This is a genomic window from Pseudokineococcus lusitanus (genome assembly GCF_003751265.1).
Taxonomy (GTDB): Bacteria; Actinomycetota; Actinomycetes; order Actinomycetales; family Quadrisphaeraceae; genus Pseudokineococcus; species Pseudokineococcus lusitanus.
This window is the reverse complement of record NZ_RJKN01000004.1, coordinates 297,436-314,471: the sequence shown is the minus strand read 5'-3', so window position 1 is coordinate 314,471 and position 17,036 is coordinate 297,436. Positions and strand designations below refer to the sequence as shown.

The 17,036-nt window shown below is 75.2% G+C and carries 15 protein-coding genes; 13 read left to right on the top strand and 2 right to left on the bottom strand.

The features are described from left to right. Nucleotides 1-129: 129 nt before the first annotated feature. Genes EDC03_RS09615 through EDC03_RS09605 form a run of 3 tightly spaced genes read left to right on the top strand, consistent with a single transcriptional unit; the run spans nucleotide 130 to nucleotide 2,878 of the window. Complete coding sequence (locus EDC03_RS09615) at nucleotides 130-639, top strand: PH domain-containing protein (RefSeq protein ID WP_123379984.1); 510 nt, start codon at nucleotides 130-132, stop codon at nucleotides 637-639. Beyond that, nucleotides 636-2,393, top strand: coding sequence for a PH domain-containing protein (locus EDC03_RS09610; protein ID WP_199720101.1), 1,758 nt, complete (start codon nucleotides 636-638; stop codon nucleotides 2,391-2,393). Before EDC03_RS09615 ends, EDC03_RS09610 begins: the two co-directional genes overlap by 4 nt. Beyond that, nucleotides 2,390-2,878, top strand: coding sequence for an SRPBCC family protein (locus tag EDC03_RS09605; protein WP_123379983.1), 489 nt, complete (start codon nucleotides 2,390-2,392; stop codon nucleotides 2,876-2,878). The genes EDC03_RS09610 and EDC03_RS09605 overlap by 4 nt, the downstream gene beginning before the upstream one ends. A 51-nt stretch (nucleotides 2,879-2,929) precedes the next feature. Here EDC03_RS09605 and EDC03_RS09600 read toward each other — a convergent pair whose 3' ends face one another. Then, nucleotides 2,930-3,661, bottom strand: coding sequence for a methyltransferase domain-containing protein (locus tag EDC03_RS09600; protein WP_123379982.1), 732 nt, complete (start codon nucleotides 3,659-3,661; stop codon nucleotides 2,930-2,932). 64 nt (nucleotides 3,662-3,725) lie between these two features. Here EDC03_RS09600 and EDC03_RS09595 point away from each other — a divergent pair, with 64 nt between their 5' ends. The 5 genes from EDC03_RS09595 to EDC03_RS09575 all read left to right on the top strand — a co-directional run bounded on the left by EDC03_RS09595 (nucleotide 3,726) and on the right by EDC03_RS09575 (nucleotide 8,061). After that, nucleotides 3,726-4,715: a Rossmann-like and DUF2520 domain-containing protein gene (locus EDC03_RS09595; protein ID WP_123380115.1), complete on the top strand. Its 990-nt coding sequence runs from the start codon at nucleotides 3,726-3,728 to the stop codon at nucleotides 4,713-4,715. Nucleotides 4,716-4,720: 5 nt separating this feature from the next. Then, nucleotides 4,721-5,620: a pantoate--beta-alanine ligase gene (gene panC, locus EDC03_RS09590; RefSeq protein ID WP_422393811.1), complete on the top strand. Its 900-nt coding sequence runs from the start codon at nucleotides 4,721-4,723 to the stop codon at nucleotides 5,618-5,620. A gap of 70 nt (nucleotides 5,621-5,690) precedes the next feature. Then, complete coding sequence (gene lysS, locus EDC03_RS09585) at nucleotides 5,691-7,262, top strand: lysine--tRNA ligase (RefSeq protein WP_123379981.1); 1,572 nt, start codon at nucleotides 5,691-5,693, stop codon at nucleotides 7,260-7,262. A gap of 85 nt (nucleotides 7,263-7,347) precedes the next feature. After that, nucleotides 7,348-7,551, top strand: coding sequence for a hypothetical protein (locus EDC03_RS09580; RefSeq protein WP_123379980.1), 204 nt, complete (start codon nucleotides 7,348-7,350; stop codon nucleotides 7,549-7,551). Between the two features lie 153 nt (nucleotides 7,552-7,704). Beyond that, nucleotides 7,705-8,061 (top strand): histone-like nucleoid-structuring protein Lsr2, encoded by a 357-nt coding sequence (locus EDC03_RS09575; protein ID WP_123379979.1) that lies wholly within the window; start codon nucleotides 7,705-7,707, stop codon nucleotides 8,059-8,061. Nucleotides 8,062-8,149: 88 nt separating this feature from the next. Here the strand turns inward: EDC03_RS09575 and EDC03_RS09570 are convergent, their stop codons facing one another. Continuing rightward, complete coding sequence (locus EDC03_RS09570) at nucleotides 8,150-9,100, bottom strand: aldose 1-epimerase family protein (RefSeq protein ID WP_123379978.1); 951 nt, start codon at nucleotides 9,098-9,100, stop codon at nucleotides 8,150-8,152. 147 nt (nucleotides 9,101-9,247) lie between these two features. Here EDC03_RS09570 and EDC03_RS09565 point away from each other — a divergent pair, with 147 nt between their 5' ends. The 5 genes from EDC03_RS09565 (at nucleotide 9,248) to EDC03_RS09545 (ending at nucleotide 17,035) form a co-directional block, all read left to right on the top strand. After that, nucleotides 9,248-9,598 (top strand): PRC-barrel domain-containing protein, encoded by a 351-nt coding sequence (locus EDC03_RS09565; protein WP_123379977.1) that lies wholly within the window; start codon nucleotides 9,248-9,250, stop codon nucleotides 9,596-9,598. Nucleotides 9,599-10,150: 552 nt separating this feature from the next. Beyond that, the gene (gene chvE / locus EDC03_RS09560) at nucleotides 10,151-11,323 is read left to right on the top strand and encodes a multiple monosaccharide ABC transporter substrate-binding protein (RefSeq protein WP_123379976.1); all 1,173 of its coding nucleotides are present in this window, start codon (nucleotides 10,151-10,153) and stop codon (nucleotides 11,321-11,323) included. Between the two features lie 132 nt (nucleotides 11,324-11,455). After that, nucleotides 11,456-12,973: a multiple monosaccharide ABC transporter ATP-binding protein gene (gene mmsA / locus EDC03_RS09555; RefSeq protein ID WP_123380113.1), complete on the top strand. Its 1,518-nt coding sequence runs from the start codon at nucleotides 11,456-11,458 to the stop codon at nucleotides 12,971-12,973. Next, the gene (mmsB, locus tag EDC03_RS09550) at nucleotides 12,970-14,226 is read left to right on the top strand and encodes a multiple monosaccharide ABC transporter permease (RefSeq protein WP_123379975.1); all 1,257 of its coding nucleotides are present in this window, start codon (nucleotides 12,970-12,972) and stop codon (nucleotides 14,224-14,226) included. The genes mmsA and mmsB overlap by 4 nt, the downstream gene beginning before the upstream one ends. A 310-nt stretch (nucleotides 14,227-14,536) precedes the next feature. Next, a complete protein-coding gene (locus tag EDC03_RS09545; protein ID WP_123379974.1) occupies nucleotides 14,537-17,035 on the top strand; it encodes an ATP-dependent Clp protease ATP-binding subunit in 2,499 nt (832 codons plus the stop codon). The last annotated feature ends 1 nt before the right edge of the window (nucleotide 17,036 follow it).

Sequence of the window (17,036 nt, the reverse complement as noted above, 5' to 3'; positions counted from 1 at the left end):
CCGCCGCCGGGCGCGCGGGCGGTGGGAGCGGGCCCGGCGGTGCTGCGGGCGCCGCACCGCCGGACCTGAGAGGGTCGACCGACGACCGCGGGGAGGGCCCCGCGGGCACCCGACGGAGGCGAGGGACCGGTGGCCGGCAGCGGCAGGCGCGCGGACGACGGGGTCTTCGACCCCGAGGGCGTGGCGTGGACGCGGGTCTCGCCCCGCCTGGCGACGGTCCGCCGCATCGGCAGCGTCATCTCCCACCTCGTCCTGCTGGTCCCCGCCGTCGTGGTGGCCGTGGCCACGGACACGCCGTGGGTCGTGCTGCTCTGGCTGCCCTTCGCCGCGCACCTGGTCCTGCGGCTCGTCGTCATCGGGCGCCAGGTCGCGGCCCTGGGCTACGCCGAGCGGGAGGACGACCTCCTCGTCCGGCGCGGCCTGCTCTTCCGGTCGCTCGTCGTCGTCCCCTACGGCCGCATGCAGTACGTCGACGTCTCGGCGGGCCCGGTGGACCGCCGCTTCGGCATCGCCACCGTGCAGCTGCACACCGCCTCCGCCGGCACGGACGCGAGCATCCCGGGCCTGCCCCCGGCCGAGGCCGAGCGCCTGCGCGACCGGCTGGCCTCGCGCGGCGAGGCCCGGCTGGCGGGGCTGTGACGACGCCCGACCCCGTCCCCCGCCCCGCCCCCGACCCGGCGCCGGGGGACCCGCGCGGCGCCGGGCCCGTCGAGGAGGCCCCCGAGGCCGACGGCACGTGGAAGCGGATGCACCCCGTCACGCCCCTCGTGCGCGGCTGGGCGGTGCTCGCGGTCCTGCTCTTCTTCGTCGTCCAGCAGGGCGGCGGCGACCTGCTGCCCTTCGGCGGTGACGGGGGCGAGCCGCCGCGGGAGTACGTCGGCGTGGCGCTGCTCGTCCAGCTGGGGCTGCTCGCGGTCGGGGCGTTCCTCATCGCGGTGTGGTCCTACGTCACGTGGCGGGTCACGCGGTTCCGGGTCGGTGACGAGGTCGTCGAGCTGCGCACCGGCGTCCTCAACCGGCAGCACCGGCGCGTGCGCCTGGACCGTCTGCAGGCCGTCGACGTCGTCCAGCCGCTCGTCGCGCGGCTCACCGGGCTGTCCGAGCTCAAGCTCGAGGTGGCCGGCGGCTCCGGCTCCGACGTCTCCCTGGCCTACCTCCGCTCGGCCGAGGCCCAGCGGCTGCGGCGCACGCTGCTCGCCCGGGCCGCCGGCGTCCGGGTGGAGGAGGGGCAGGAGGCGCCCGAGGCGCCCGAGCGGGAGGTGCTGCAGGTCCCCGTCGACCGCCTCGTCGGCTCGATGCTCCGCTCGGGGTGGACGGTCGCCGTCGCGCTCGTCGTCGTGGCCGCCGTCGTCGCGGTCGTCGCCACGGGCTCGCCGGGCTTCCTCGTGGGCGGCCTGCCCGCGGCCTTCGGCGTCGCGGCCGGCCTGTGGGGCAGCTTCTCCCGCGGCTTCGGCTTCCGGATCGCCGCGTCGCCGGACGGCCTGCGGCTGCGGCACGGGCTCACCGAGACCCGCGCCCAGACGGTCCCGCCGGGCCGCGTCCAGGCCATCCGCCTCAGCCAGCCGTTCCTCTGGCGCGGGCCCGACTGGTGGACGATGCAGATGGACGTCGCCGGGTACGCGAGCGCGAGCAGCGAGGACGCCGGCAAGGCCACCGTCCTGCTGCCCGTCGGCACGCGGGAGGAGGCCGTGCGCGTGCTGTCCCTCGTCGTGCCCGACCCGGGCGTCGACGACGCGGCCGCCGTCCTGGGCGCCGGCCTCACCGGCACGGGGACGGCCGCGGGGTGGGTGGACGCGCCCCGCTCCTCGCGCTGGCTCGACCCGGTCGCCTGGCGCCGCAACGGCTTCCGCGTCACCCGCACGGCGTTGCTGTGCCGGCGCGGCCGCCTGACCCGCCAGCTCGACGTCGTCCCGCACGAGCGCACGCAGAGCCTCTCGCTCGAGCAGGGGCCCCTGCAGCGGCGCCTCGGCGTGGCGACCGTCGTCGCGCACGCGACGCCGGGGCCCGTGACGCCGCGCGTCGACCACCTCGCCGCGCCGGCCGCGGCGGCGCTCCTCGCCGAGCAGTCGCACCGCGCCGCGACCGCCCGGCGGTCCGCCGGTCCCGAGCGCTGGATGACCGCGCTCGCCGCCGAGCAGGGGGCCGGGACGCAGGACCCCTCGGTCGGCGGCGCCCCGGCGCCGGCCGCCGCGGAGGAGCCGGCGGGCCCGTCGGCCCCGGACGCGGCCGCGGCGACGACCGCCCCCGGAGGCGCCGCCCCCGGCAGCGCCCCCGCTCCCGACCTCGACGCAGGGGCGACGTCCCCCGCGGTCGACCCGTCCCTCGAGCGCCCGGGGGACCACGACGGCTGGGCCCGCCCCGACGGGCGGCCCGGCACCCCGGAGGGCCCATGACCACCGTCGCGCGCACGTTCCCCTGCCCCCCGGAGGACGTCGTCGCCGTCCTGTCCGACGGGTGGCTCTACGGCCTGTGGGTCGTCGGGGCGGCCCGCATCCGCGGGGTGGAGGCCGACTGGCCGGCGCAGGGCTCCCGCCTGCACCACTCGTCGGGCCCGTGGCCGCTGCACCTCGACGACCACACGACCGTCGTCACCTCGGACCTGCCGGGCCACCTCGAGCTGACGGCCCGCGCCTGGCCGTTCGGCCGCGCCCGCATCCACCTCACGCTGGCGGAGGTCCCGGGCGGCACCCGCGTGGCCCTGGCCGAGGAGGTGGTGTCCGGCGTCGGGCTCCTCGTCCCGCGCCCCCTCAGCGCGCTCGCCTTCCAGGTGCGCAACCGCGAGTGCCTCACCCGCCTCGAGCAGGTCGTCATGGGCCGCAGCGGCCGCCGCCCGGCGTCCGCGGAGGACGACGACCGCCCGGACCGCCCCTCGGAGTAGCCACCACCGGGAGATCCGGACGAGACGTCGTGGTCGTCCTCCCGCCGACGGTCAGCGGCGCTCCAGCACCACCGCGACGTCGGTGACCGCGAAGAGGAACTGCCCGGCCCGGGCCAGCGCCCGCAGGTCCTCGAGCCAGCCCGCGGCACGGGCGGCGAGGGCGGCGTCGTCGGCCGCGGCGGCGAGGACGGCCGTCGCGACCTTCCACGCCACCGACCCGTCGTCGAAGCGCCGGTGCGGGTCGGCCCAGACGTCGACGGCGACGAGCTCCCACGGCGCGCCCGCGGCGGCCGAGGCGTCGGCCAGGGCGGGCAGCTTGCGCCCCATGAAGCCGTCGGAGCGGGTGGAGGGGCCGGCGGCCGCGGCGGCGAACCGGTCGACGAGGGCCCGTGTCAGCGCGTCGTCGGTGCTCGTGAAGAGCGCGGTGTCCCAGTCGCTGTGCGCGAGGACGAGCCGGCCGCCCGGCCGCAGGACGCGGTGGCAGTCGACGAGGTGGTCGACGGGGGACGCGAGGTGCTCGACGACGTTGAGCGACACGGCCGCGTCGAGGACGCCGTCGTCGAGGGGGAGCCCGTCGTCGAGGTCGGCCAGGCGGCTGCGCACCCGGCGGTCGGCGAGGAGGTCGTCGTCGAGGCCGGACGCCCGGTCGAGGGCGTGCACCCGCGCCGGTCCCGCCGCGAGGAGCGCACGGACGGTGCGCCCCGGGCCGCAGCCGAGGTCGGCCACGGCCTGACCGGCGAGGTCGTCGCCGACGAGTGCCGCGACCCGCTCGTGCCTGCCCACGCGGCGACCCTACGAGGCCGTGCGGCCCGGGGGCGGCCGCCGCGCGCGTGCCAGACTCGCCGCCGTGCAGCAGGGGACGCCCCGACCGGGCGACGCAGGGGGCGACCCCGCCGCCCGGCCCGGCCGGCTCGGCGTCGGCGTCGTCAGCGGCGGCCGGGTGGGTGCCGTCCTCGGCGCGGCGCTGCGCGGGGCGGGCCACGCCGTCGTCGGCGTCTCCGGCGTCTCGGAGCGGACGCGCGAGCGCGCCGACGCCCTGCTCCCGGGCGTGCCCCTCCTCGAGGTCCCCGAGGTGGTCCGCCGCGCGGAGCTCGTCCTCCTCGCCGTCCCCGACGACGTCCTGCCCGGCCTCGTCGCGGGCGTGGCCGCCACGGGCGGCTGGCAGGCCGGGCAGCTCGTCGTCCACACCGCCGGGATCCACGGCGTCGGGGTGCTCGCCCCGGCCCGGGCCGCGGGGGCCATCCCGCTGGCCGTCCACCCCGCCATGACCTTCACCGGCACCTCGCTCGACCTCGCGCGCCTCGTCGACTGCCCGTTCGCCGTCACCGCGCCGGGCCCGGTGCTGCCGGTGGCGCAGGCCCTCGTCGTCGAGATGGGCGGGGAGCCCGTCGTCGTCGCCGAGGAGGACCGCGCGACGTACCACGCGGCGCTCTCGCACGGCGCCAACCACGTCGTGACGCTCGTGGCCCAGGCGCGCGAGCTGCTGGCCGCCGCCGGGGTGGCGGACCCCGGGCGTGCCCTCGCCCCGCTGCTGCACGCCGCCCTCGACGGGGCGCTGCGCGCGGGCGACGACGCGCTCACCGGGCCGGTGGCCCGGGGCGACGTCGGCACGCTGGCCGCCCACCGCGCCGCCCTCGCGGAGCACGCCCGCCGCACCGGCTCCGACGACGTCCCGGCGGTCCACCGCGCGCTCGCCCGGGCCACGGCCGACCGGGCGCTGGCCCGCGGCCGGCTGGGGGCCGACGCGGTGGCCCGGCTGCTCGCGGTCCTCGCCGAGCCCGCCCCCGGCGCCGGGCCCGGCGCGGGCCCGGCCGGCCCGGGGGACGACGCGGTCTAGCGTCGGTGCCCGTGCGCAGCCCCGAGGTCGACCCGCCCGCCGCCCCGTCCGCGGGCGGCCCCGCCCTCGTGCGGACGCGCGCGGACCTCGCCCGCGCCCGGGCCGGCCTGCCCGGGCCCGTCGCGGTCGTCATGACCATGGGGGCGCTGCACGAGGGGCACGCCGCCCTCGTCCGCGAGGCGCGCCGCCGTGCGGCGTCCGTCGTCGTCACCGTCTTCGTCAACCCGCTGCAGTTCGGGGCGGGGGAGGACCTGGACCGCTACCCGCGCGACCTCGAGGGCGACCTCGCGCTCCTGGGCCGCGAGGGGGCCTCGCTCGTCTTCGCCCCCGGCCCCGACGAGGTGTACCCCGGCGGCCCGCCGCAGGTGCGGGTCCAGGCGGGGCCGCTGGGCGACGTCCTCGAGGGGGCCGTCCGGCCCGGCCACTTCGACGGCGTGCTGACCGTCGTCGCCAAGCTGCTCCACCTCGTGCGCCCGGACCTCGCGCTCTTCGGCCAGAAGGACGCCCAGCAGCTCGCGCTCGTGCGGCGGATGGTCGCCGACCTCGACGAGCCCGTGGAGGTCGTCGCCGTCCCGACGTCGCGCGAGGGCGACGGGCTGGCCCGCTCCAGCCGCAACGCCTACCTCGACGCGGACGGCCGCCGCGCCGCCGTCGTGCTCTCCGCCGCTCTCGCCGCGGGTGCCGCGGCGGCGGGCCGGGGCGCCGCGGCCGTCCTCGCCGCGGCGCGGGAGCGGCTCGCCGCGGAGCCGGGCGCCGTCGTCGACTACTGCGTCCTCGTGGACCCGCGCACGCTCGCGGACGTGCCCGACGACGCGGCGGGGGACGCGCTGCTCGCCGTGGCCGCCCGCGTGGGCACGACCCGGCTCATCGACAACGCGCCGCTGGGGCTGGCGCCGCCCGCGTGACCCGCGGGGCGGGCGGTGCGGCGCCGTCGCGGTGCGGGGCGGGCGGCCCGGCGCGGATAGCCTCGCCGCCGTGACCGACGCACCGCGCCCCGCCGAGACGACCGACCCCAGCGGCCCCACGGCCGCCGCCGGCAGCACCGAGCAGGAGCAGGTCCGCCGGGAGAAGCGGGCGCGGATCCTCGCCGAGGGCGGCGACCCCTACCCCGTCGGCGTGCCGCGGACGACGACGCTCGCCGCCGTCCGGTCGCGCCACGAGGGCCTCGGCGCCCAGGAGGTCACCGAGGACGACGTCGCCGTCACGGGCCGCGTCGTCTTCCAGCGCGGCCGCGGCAAGCTCTTCTTCGCCGTCCTCCAGGAGGGGGACGGGACGCGGCTGCAGGTCATGCTCGCCCAGGACGCCCGGCCGGACCGCGGCCTGCCCGTCGGCGTGGGCGCGGACGCGCTCACCGCCTGGAAGGCCGACGTCGACATCGGCGACCACGTCTCCGTCGAGGGCCGCGTCGTGACGAGCGGCACCGGCGAGCTGAGCGTCCTCGCGTCCGGGTGGCGGATGGCGTCCAAGGCGCTGCGTCCGCTGCCCAACCTCTACGAGGGCGCCGAGATGTCCGAGGAGGCGCGCGTGCGCGCGCGCTACGTCGACCTCGTCGTCCGGCAGCGCGCGCGGGACGTCGTCCGCACCCGCTCCGCCGTCGTGCGCAGCCTCCGGCACGAGCTCGAGGGCCGCGGCTACCTCGAGGTCGAGACGCCGATGCTCCAGACGCTCCACGGCGGCGCCAGCGCGCGCCCCTTCGTCACCCGCAGCAACGCCTTCGACCTCGAGCTCTTCCTCCGCATCGCCCCCGAGCTGTTCCTCAAGCGGTGCGTCGTCGGCGGTCTCGAGCGCGTCTTCGAGATCAACCGGAACTTCCGCAACGAGGGCGCTGACTCCACCCACAGCCCCGAGTTCGCGATGCTCGAGATGTACGAGGCGTACGCGGACTACGACGTCATGGCGGACCTCACCCGGGAGCTCGTGCAGGCCGCGGCCGTCGCCGCCTGCGGCTCGACGACGGTGACGCTCGCCGACGGCAGCACGGACGACCTCGGCGGGGCCTGGACCTCCGTGACGATGTACGGCTCGCTGTCCGAGGCCGTCGGGCGGACGCTCTCCGCCGCCACACCCGTCGAGGAGCTGCTGGCGCTCGCCGACCGCCTCGGCCACCCCGTCGGCGACGACCCGGCGGAGCGCCGGCACGGCAAGGTCGTCGAGCACCTCTGGGAGGAGGTCGTCGCGCCCACGCTCACGGGCCCGACCTTCGTCCGCGACTTCCCGGTGGACACCTCGCCGCTGGTGCGCGCGCACCGCACCGAGCCGGGCGTCGTCGAGAAGTGGGACCTCTACGTCCGCGGCTTCGAGCTCGCCACGGGCTACTCCGAGCTCGTCGACCCCGTCGTCCAGCGGGAGCGGCTCGTCGAGCAGGCCCGGCTGGGGGCCGCGGGCGACGACGAGGCGATGGTCCTCGACGAGGACTTCCTCGCGGCGATGGAGACGGGCATGCCGCCCACGGGCGGCGTCGGGATGGGAGTCGACCGCCTGCTCATGGCCGTCACCGGCCTGGGCATCCGGGAGACGGTGCTCTTCCCGCTCGTGCGCCCCCGCTGACGCGGCGCGCCCGCCGGGGGACCGGCCGGCGCCGTCCGGCGCGAGGTGGTCGGGACCGCTCCGCACCGCGGCCTACCCTGGACGGGTGGACGACATCTGGCCGGTGGTCGCGGCGCTCCTGCCCTCGGCGGCCGTGTGCGCGCTCTTCGTCGTCGTCGTGCGCAAGATGATCTCCGCCGACCGCGACGAGCGGTCCGCGCAGGCACGGCTGGAGGCCGAGGAGAGGCTGGCCGCCCGGCGTCGCCACGAGGCCGCGGACGACGCCGACAAGGGCGCCGACAAGTCCTGACACCCGTTCGGGTGGTAATGCGCAACCGCTTGTTTTTGACGGCGGTGATCCTCGCTGCCATCCTTCCCGCGACATCACGGGAAATGGCGCTGCCACTCGGGGGAGATTTCCACCGGCGCACCGGCCCCGGCACCCACGAGTCAGGAGCAGGGAATGGCGCAGAAGACGAAGGTCATCCTCATCGACGACGTCGAGGGCGGTGAGGCCGACGAGACCGTCACCTTCGCCCTGGACGGCGTGAGCTACGAGATCGACCTCACGAGCGAGCGCGCGGCGCAGCTGCGCGACGCGCTGGCCCCCTGGGTCGGCCACGCCCGCAAGTCCGGCGGCAGCGCCCGCTCCTCCCGCCGCAGCACCGGCAGCAGCAGCCGCTCGTCCGGCGGCTCGTCCGCGAGCGGCGTCGACACGGCCGCCGTGCGCGAGTGGGCCCGCGAGAACGGCCACACCGTCAGCGAGCGCGGCCGCATCTCCGGCACGGTCCTCGAGGCCTACAAGGCCGCCAACGGCTGAGCCGCCCCGCACGACGACGCCCCGGACCACCGCGTGGTCCGGGGCGTCGTCGCGTCCGGGGCCGGTCGGGGCAGTGCCCGGGCCGGGCTCAGGCGGGGCGCACCGGCCTGATCGTCCAGCTCGCGGAGGCGCTCTCGCCGTCGGCCAGGCGCTGCACGCCGACGCCGCTGTTGAGCGCGTCGGGCGGGCAGGTCATCGGCTCGAGCGCCAGGCCCGCCCGGTCCAGCGCCGGCTCGGGCCGGTCGGCGGTGTGGACCTGCAGCCACGGGAGCACGCGGGGGTCCCAGACGACCTCGCTGCCGAGCCCGTCCGGGCCCACGACCCCGGCCCGGACGAGGCCGTCGTCGTCGGGGACGAGGTCGGTCAGCGCGTCGTCCAGCTCGACGCCCGCGAGGGGGCGACCGCCGCGCAGGTCCCGGGGCGTGCCGTCGACGGGCCGGACCTCGCCGGGGAGCATCCGCTCGCCGAGGGCCTCGAGGTAGGAGCCGGCGGGGGCGGTGCCCGTCCAGTCGTCCACCCGCCCGCTGCCGGTCGTGAGGTACGGGTGCGGCCCGCAGCCCCACGGCGCGGGGTCGGCCGAGCGGCCGGTGCCGGTGACGGTCGTCGTGAGCCCGTCCGCGTCGAGGCGGTAGGTGACGTCGACGTCGACGGCGAAGGGGTACCCCTGCTGCGGCACCACGCGGGCGGAGAGGACGACGACGTCCGCCGCGTCGCCCGTGCCGCCGCCGGTGCGGACGAAGGGCGACCACGCGAGCAGGCCGTGGAGCGCGTGCCCGCGCGGCGGCTCCGTGAGCGCCAGCTGGTGCTCGACGCCGGACTGCCCGCCGACCCCGTCCAGCCGCCACCGGCCGTCGACGACGCGGTTGGGCCACGGCACGAGGACGGCGCCCCGGAACACGGGGCGCACCTCCTCCTCGCCGAAGGGGACCACGAGGTCCCGGCCCTCGTCGGTGAGGGACCGGAGGGTCGCCCCCACCTCGGTGACGACGGCGCGCAGGCCGCCGTGCTGCAGTACGTGCTGCTCGCCGCTGGGGTGCACGGCGCGACCCTAGCCACGCCCGCCGGCGGACCCGTCCCGGCGGTCGCCCGGCGCGGCGGGCGGGCGAGGGAGCCCGCTCCTAGGCTGGCCGCACCGGTCGTCCGGCCGGCGACGGCGGCCCCGCCAGGGGCGGCGAGGAGGAGACCCGTGTTCGAGGCAGCCGACATCCGTGAGTGGCGCGGGCAGCGCGTGGTGGACCAGGACGGCGAGAAGATCGGCGAGCTCGAGGCCGTCTACGTCGACACGGCGACCGACCAGCCCGCCTTCGGCACGGTCCTCACCGGCTTCGTCGGCCGGCGGAAGCTGACCTTCGTGCCCTTCGCGGGCGCGACCGTCGGGCCCGACTACCTCAAGGTCGCCTGGTCCAAGGCGGTCGTCAAGGACGCCCCGTCCATCGACACCGACGGCGAGCTGCTGGCCGAGGACGAGCCCGGGGTCCTCGCCCACTACGGGCTCGACGCCGGGACCGGCGGCGGCCGTCGGCTGGCGCGCCGCTGAGCGCGCGTCGGGGCCGGCCCTCGCCGCTGGCGAGGCTCGAGGCGTCCCTCAAGAAGCTCTTCGGCCCGGCGGAGCTGGGCCGTCACGACGACCCGTCGGCCGCGCGTCGGGACGCCGCGGGGGCGTCGCGGGCGGCCCACGCGGGGGCCTGGGAGACGGTCGTCAACTCGGACGGGCGCCGCTACCTGCGGGCTCGCGCCGACGGCGACGGCGGCTCGACGACGGGTGACGGCGCGAGGGCACCGCGGGACGCCGGGCCGTCCCCGGACGGCCCGGCGTCACCGCCCGCGGCCGACCGCGGCTGAGCCCGTCACCCGGACGGCGGAGCGTCCGTCGCCGTCCGCCGCGCCGCCGGCCCGGATGGCCGTTCTCGTCCCGCTTCGCGTGCCCGGGCGCCGTCACCGTGTGGCGCACCCCTCCACCGGATGGCCCCGTGCACCTCCCCGCGTGACCTACCGTTATCGCTCACATGCCCGTCGCGGCGGCACCCTGCCGCCGTCGACGACCGGCCACGAGGGCCGGTCGGGACGGGTGTTCTCGAGGAGGAGAGCGATGAGGAGCACCACCAGCTTCGCCGTGGCGGCGGGCACCGCGCTCGTGCTGGGTCTCGCCGGCTGCGGCGGCAGCGGCGCGGGCGGCGGCGGCGGGGCGGCCGGCGGCGGCGGCGCCGCGGGCGGCGACGGCGGCGGCGACGAGCAGCTGACGGTCGGCGTCTCGATGCCGACGCAGACGTCCGAGCGCTGGATCGCCGACGGCGAGGCGGTCGAGACCGGTCTCACCGACGCCGGCTACGACGTCGACCTGCAGTTCGCGGGCGACGACATCCCCACCCAGTCGCAGCAGGTCGACCAGATGATCACGCAGGGCGCGGACGCCCTCATCATCGCGGCGATCGACGGCACGGCCCTCGCCGGCCAGCTCCAGGCGGCGGCCGACGCGGGCATCCCCGTCATCAGCTACGACCGGCTCATCCGCGACAGCGACAACGTCGACTTCTACGTGACGTTCGACAACGAGGAGGTCGGGGTCCAGCAGGCCACGGCGCTGCTCACCGGCCTCGGCTACCTCACCGAGGACGGCTCCCCGGGCGAGAACCAGGGCCCCTTCACGGTCGAGCTCTTCGCGGGCTCGCTCGACGACAACAACGCCACCTTCTTCTGGAACGGCGCGATGAGCGTCCTCCAGCCCCTCATCGACGACGGCACGCTCGTCGTCGGGTCGGGCCAGACGACCATCGAGCAGGCCGCCACGCTGCGCTGGCAGCAGGAGACGGCGCAGAGCCGCATGGAGACGCTGCTGACGGGCTCGTACAACGGCGGCGAGCAGCTGGACGGCGTGCTGTCGCCCTACGACGGCATCTCCCGCGGCATCCTCACCGCCCTGCAGAACCGCGGCTACGGCTCGGGCGACCGCCCCCTGCCCGTCGTCACGGGCCAGGACGCCGAGATCGCGTCCGTCAAGCTCATCGCCGACGGCGTGCAGAGCTCGACGATCTTCAAGGACACCCGCCTGCTCGCCGACCAGGCGGTCACCGCGGCGGGCTCGCTCGTCGAGGGCGAGGAGCCCGAGGCCAACGACACCGAGACCTACAACAACGGCGTCAAGGTCGTCCCCTCGTTCCTGCTGCCCACCGAGATCGTCTACGCGGACACCATCCAGACCGCGCTGATCGACACGGGCTACTACACGGCCGAGGAGGTCGAGGCCGGGCAGGCCGACGGCTGACCCGCCTCCCGCGGTCCCGGCCGGGCGCACCGCCCGGCCGGGACCGCGACCCCCGTGCCCCACGAGGGGCCGCACCACCGCAGCACCCACCACGGCTGACAGGACAGGACCGGCGTGGACGACATCCTCACCATGAGCTCCATCACCAAGACCTTCCCCGGCGTGAAGGCCCTCTCCGACGTCACCCTCTCGGTGCGCCGCGGCGAGGTGCACGCCATCTGCGGCGAGAACGGCGCGGGGAAGTCGACCCTCATGAAGGTGCTCTCCGGGGTGTACCCGGCCGGCAGCTACGAGGGCGAGATCACCTTCGACGGGCAGCGCGGCGACTTCCGCTCCATCAGCGACAGCGAGAGCCGCGGCATCGTCATCATCCACCAGGAGCTCGCCCTGGTGCCGTACCTCTCCATCGCCGAGAACATCTTCCTCGGCAACGAGCAGACCGGCCGGACCGGGATGATCGACTGGCACCGCACCAACGCGGAGGCGGCGCGCCTCCTCCGCCGGGTGGGGCTGGACGAGAACGTCACGACGCCCGTCGGCCAGCTCGGCGTCGGCAAGCAGCAGCTCGTCGAGATCGCCAAGGCGCTGACGAAGGACGTCAGGCTCCTCATCCTCGACGAGCCGACCGCGGCCCTCAACGACACGGACTCCGAGCACCTTCTGGGGCTCATCCGGCAGCTCGTGGCCGAGGGCATCACCGCGATCATCATCTCGCACAAGCTCGACGAGATCTCGGCCATCGCCGACTCGACGACGATCATCCGCGACGGCCGCACGGTCGAGACGCTCGACATGCACGCCGGCGACGTCGACCAGGCCCGCATCATCCGCGGGATGGTCGGGCGGGACCTCGAGAACCGCTTCCCCGACCGCGTCTCCTCCCCGGGGGAGGAGGTCCTGCGGGTCGAGGACTGGACGGTGTGGCACCCGACGCAGGACCGCAAGGTCGTCGACGGGGCCTCGATCACCGTCCGCGCCGGCGAGGTCGTCGGCATCGCCGGCCTCATGGGCGCCGGGCGGACCGAGCTCGCCATGAGCATCTTCGGGCGCTCGTACGGGCGCGACATCACCGGCCGTCTCTACAAGGACGGCCGGGAGATCAGCGCGCGGACGGTCGGCGAGGCCATCAAGCACGGCATCGCCTACGCCACCGAGGACCGCAAGCACTACGGGCTCAACCTCATCGAGGACATCCGCCGCAACGTCTCCGCCGCCGCCCTCGGCAAGCTGAGCAACCGCGGCTGGGTGGACGCCAACGAGGAGGTCAAGGTCGCCGAGGGCAGCCGGCAGAGCATGAACATCAAGGCGCCCACCGTCATGTCGGTGACCGGCAAGCTCTCCGGCGGCAACCAGCAGAAGGTCGTCCTGTCGAAGTGGATCTTCGCGGACCCCGACGTGCTGGTGCTCGACGAGCCCACCCGCGGCATCGACGTCGGCGCGAAGTACGAGATCTACACGATCATCAACAGGCTCGTCGCCGCCGGGAAGGCGGTCGTGGTCATCTCGTCCGAGCTGCCCGAGCTCCTCGGCACGTGCGACCGCATCTACACGCTCGCCGAGGGACGCATCACCGGCGAGCTCCCCGTGGCCGATGCCTCGCAGGAGAGGCTCATGACCCTCATGACGACGTCGATGGAGGACGCCCGATGACCAGCACCCAGGACCTGGCGGGCAGCGCCCCCGCCGGCGACGGCGGCGCCCGCCCGCCCGCCCCGGCGGCGCCGCGACGGACGTCCAACGTCCTCACGCTCATGCGCGACAACGTCCGCACGAGCGGCATCTACCTCGCCTTCGTGGCGATCGTCCTGCTCTTCACCTGGCGCACGGACGGGGTGCTGCTCAGCCCGAGCAACCTCACGAACCTCGTCCTGCAGTACAGCTACATCCTCGTGCTGGCCATCGGCATGGTCATGGTCATCATCGCGGGGCACATCGACCTCTCGGTCGGGTCCGTGGTGGCGCTGACCGGCGCTGTCTCCGCCGTGCTCGTCATCCAGCAGGGCATGCCCTGGTGGGTCGGCATGGTGGCCGCGCTCGTCGTCGGCCTCCTCGTCGGGGCCTGGCACGGGTTCTGGGTGGCCTACATCGGCATCCCGGCCTTCATCGTCACCCTCGCCGGCATGCTGCTGTTCCGCGGCATGACGCTGCGGGTGCTCGACAACGTCTCGCTGTCGCCCTTCCCCGAGCAGTACCAGCAGGTGGCCAGCGGCTTCCTCAACGGCTGGTTCGGCGGCTACGGCTACGACGTCTTCACGCTCGTGGTCTTCGCGGTCGCCGTCGCCGGCTACGCGGTCACGCAGCTGCGGGCCCGCCGCGCCCGCCAGGCCTACGCCCAGCAGGTCGAGTCGATGCCGCTCTTCGTGCTCAAGCTCCTCGTCGTGGCCGCCGTCGTCATGGCCTTCGCGTGGCAGCTGGCCACGAGCCGCGGCCTGCCGGTCGTCCTCATCGTCCTGGCCGTGCTGATCCTCGTGTACGCCGCGGTGACGAAGTCGACGATCTTCGGCCGCCAGATCTACGCCATCGGCGGCAACCTCAGCGCGGCGCAGCTCTCCGGCGTCAACACCCGCAAGATCAACTTCTGGGTGTTCGTCAACATGGGCTTCCTGTCCGCGGTCGCGGGGATCATCTACTCCTCGCGCTCCAACGGCGCCCAGCCCGCCGCCGGCAACATGTTCGAGCTCGACGCCATCGCGGCCGCCTTCATCGGCGGTGCGGCGGTGACGGGCGGCGTCGGCACGGTCGTCGGCGCCATCGTCGGCGGCCTGATCATGGCCGTCATGAGCAACGGCATGCAGCTGCTCGGCGTCGAGCAGTCGACGCAGTCGATCATCCGCGGCCTCGTGCTGCTGCTGGCCGTCGCCTTCGCCGTGTACGCCAAGCGTCGCGGCTCCGGGGTCCGCTGACGCCGTCCCCCACGCCCCGACGCCCCGGCCCTCCCGCGAGGGGGCCGGGGCGTCGTGCGTCGCGGACCGCCCGGCGGGAGGTCGTCGGGGACGCGGACGGCGCCCGGGGACCTACGCCCAGGGCGAACGAGGCGACCGGAACACCCCTGCGCCGGTGCCGCGTTGAGCCGTACGACCCGGTGACCCCGGGACCGTGCGGGTGGACGTGTCCTGCACGGCCCGGGCGTCGTCCCACCCCGGGGATAGCATCGAACGACGCAGCCTGGGGGAGAGCCCTCCGCTCGCTGAGGTCGTCCGCGAGGAGTGCCACATGTTCGAGAGGTTCACCGACCGAGCTCGTCGAGTCGTCGTCCTGGCCCAAGAAGAGGCCCGGATGCTCAACCACAACTACATCGGCACCGAGCACATCCTCCTCGGGCTCATCCACGAGGGCGAGGGTGTCGCCGCCAAGGCGCTCGAGTCGCTGGGCATCTCGCTGGACTCGGTGCGCGAGCAGGTGCAGGAGATCATCGGCCAGGGCCAGCAGGCCCCGTCCGGGCACATCCCCTTCACCCCCCGCGCCAAGAAGGTCCTCGAGCTGAGCCTGCGCGAGGCGCTGCAGCTGGGCCACAACTACATCGGCACCGAGCACATCCTGCTCGGGCTCATCCGCGAGGGCGAGGGCGTCGCCGCCCAGGTCCTCGTGAAGCTGGGCGCCGACCTCAACCGCGTCCGCCAGCAGGTGCTGCAGCTGCTGTCCGGCTACCAGGGCAAGGAGCCGGCCGCGGCCGGCGGCCCCGCGGAGGGCACGCCCGCCGGCTCGCTCGTCCTCGACCAGTTCGGCCGCAACCTCACGCAGGCCGCGCGCGAGGGCAAGCTCGACCCGGTCATCGGGCGCGCCAAGGAGATCGAGCGCGTCATGCAGGTGCTCTCGCGCCGCACGAAGAACAACCCCGTGCTGATCGGCGAGCCCGGCGTCGGCAAGACGGCCGTCGTGGAGGGCCTCGCGCAGGCCGTCCACAAGGGCGAGGTCCCGGAGACGCTGAAGGACAAGCAGCTCTACACCCTCGACCTCGGCGCGCTCGTCGCCGGCAGCCGCTACCGCGGTGACTTCGAGGAGCGCCTCAAGAAGGTGCTCAAGGAGATCCGCACCCGCGGCGACATCGTCCTGTTCATCGACGAGATCCACACGCTCGTCGGGGCGGGCGCGGCCGAGGGCGCCATCGACGCCGCCAGCATCCTCAAGCCGATGCTGGCCCGCGGCGAGCTGCAGACCATCGGCGCCACGACGCTCGACGAGTACCGCAAGCACATCGAGAAGGACTCGGCGCTCGAGCGCCGCTTCCAGCCGATCCAGGTGGCCGAGCCCACGCTCGCCCAGGCCATCGAGATCCTCAAGGGCCTGCGGGACCGCTACGAGGCGCACCACCGCGTCTCGATCACGGACGGCGCCCTCGTCGCGGCGGCGAACCTCGCCGACCGGTACGTCAACGACCGCTTCCTGCCGGACAAGGCGATCGACCTCATCGACGAGGCGGGCGCGCGGCTGCGCATCCGCCGGATGACGGCGCCGCCGGACCTGCGCGACTTCGACGAGAAGATCGCCGGCGTCCGCCGCGAGAAGGAGTCCGCGATCGACGCGCAGGACTTCGAGAAGGCCGCCTCGCTGCGCGACGACGAGAAGAAGCTGCTCGCCGCCCGCGGCGAGCGGGAGAAGCAGTGGAAGGCCGGTGACATGGACGTCGTCGCCGAGGTGGACGAGGAGCTCGTCGCCGAGGTGCTGGCCATCGCCACGGGCATCCCGATCGTCAAGCTCACCGAGGAGGAGTCCAGCCGTCTCCTCCACATGGAGGACGAGCTCCACAAGCGGGTCATCGGCCAGGAGGACGCCATCAAGGCGCTCTCCCAGGCGATCCGGCGCACCCGCGCCGGCCTCAAGGACCCGAAGCGCCCGGGCGGCTCGTTCATCTTCGCCGGCCCCACCGGCGTCGGGAAGACCGAGCTCGCCAAGGCCCTCGCGGAGTTCCTCTTCGGCGACGAGGACGCGCTCATCCAGCTCGACATGAGCGAGTTCTCCGAGAAGCACACCGTCTCGCGGCTGTTCGGCTCGCCCCCCGGGTACGTCGGCTACGAGGAGGGCGGCCAGCTCACCGAGAAGGTCCGCCGTCGTCCGTTCTCGGTCGTCCTCTTCGACGAGGTGGAGAAGGCCCACGCCGACATCTTCAACTCGCTGCTGCAAATCCTCGAGGACGGCCGGCTCACCGACAGCCAGGGCCGCACGGTGGACTTCAAGAACACCGTGATCATCATGACGACGAACCTCGGCACGCGGGACATCGCCAAGGGCCTGCAGATGGGCTTCCAGGCCGGCGGCGACCTGTCGACCGACTACGACCGGATGAAGCGCAAGGTCGCGGACGAGCTCAAGCAGCACTTCCGCCCCGAGTTCCTCAACCGCGTCGACGACACGGTGGTCTTCCCCCAGCTCACGCAGGAGGAGATCGTCCAGATCGTCGACCTCATGCTGGCCAAGCTCGACAGCCGGCTCCGGGACCAGGACATGGCCCTCGAGCTCACGCCGGCGGCCAAGGCCCTGCTCGCGGTCCGCGGGTACGACCCCGTGCTGGGGGCCCGGCCGCTGCGTCGGACGATCCAGCGGGACATCGAGGACGTGCTGTCGGAGAAGATCCTCTACGGCGAGATCGCCGCGGGGCAGATCATCCTCTGCGACGTCACGGGCGAGGGCCCGGCGGCGGAGCTGACGTTCACGGGCACGCCCAAGGGCGACGTCCCCGACGCGCCGATGATCGAGGCGGCCAGCACCGACTGAC

Bases quoted from the DNA above. Each gene is read 5' to 3' on its own strand.
- EDC03_RS09605 (WP_123379983.1), top strand. From the start codon at position 2,390: ATGACCACCGTCGCGCGCACGTTCCCCTGCCCCCCGGAGGACGTCGTC.
- EDC03_RS09575 (WP_123379979.1), top strand. From the start codon at position 7,705: ATGGCGCAGAAGACGAAGGTCATCCTCATCGACGACGTCGAGGGCGGT.
- chvE (WP_123379976.1), top strand. From the start codon at position 10,151: ATGAGGAGCACCACCAGCTTCGCCGTGGCGGCGGGCACCGCGCTCGTG.
- mmsA (WP_123380113.1), top strand. From the start codon at position 11,456: ATGAGCTCCATCACCAAGACCTTCCCCGGCGTGAAGGCCCTCTCCGAC.
- mmsB (WP_123379975.1), top strand. From the start codon at position 12,970: ATGACCAGCACCCAGGACCTGGCGGGCAGCGCCCCCGCCGGCGACGGC.
- EDC03_RS09545 (WP_123379974.1), top strand. From the start codon at position 14,537: ATGTTCGAGAGGTTCACCGACCGAGCTCGTCGAGTCGTCGTCCTGGCC.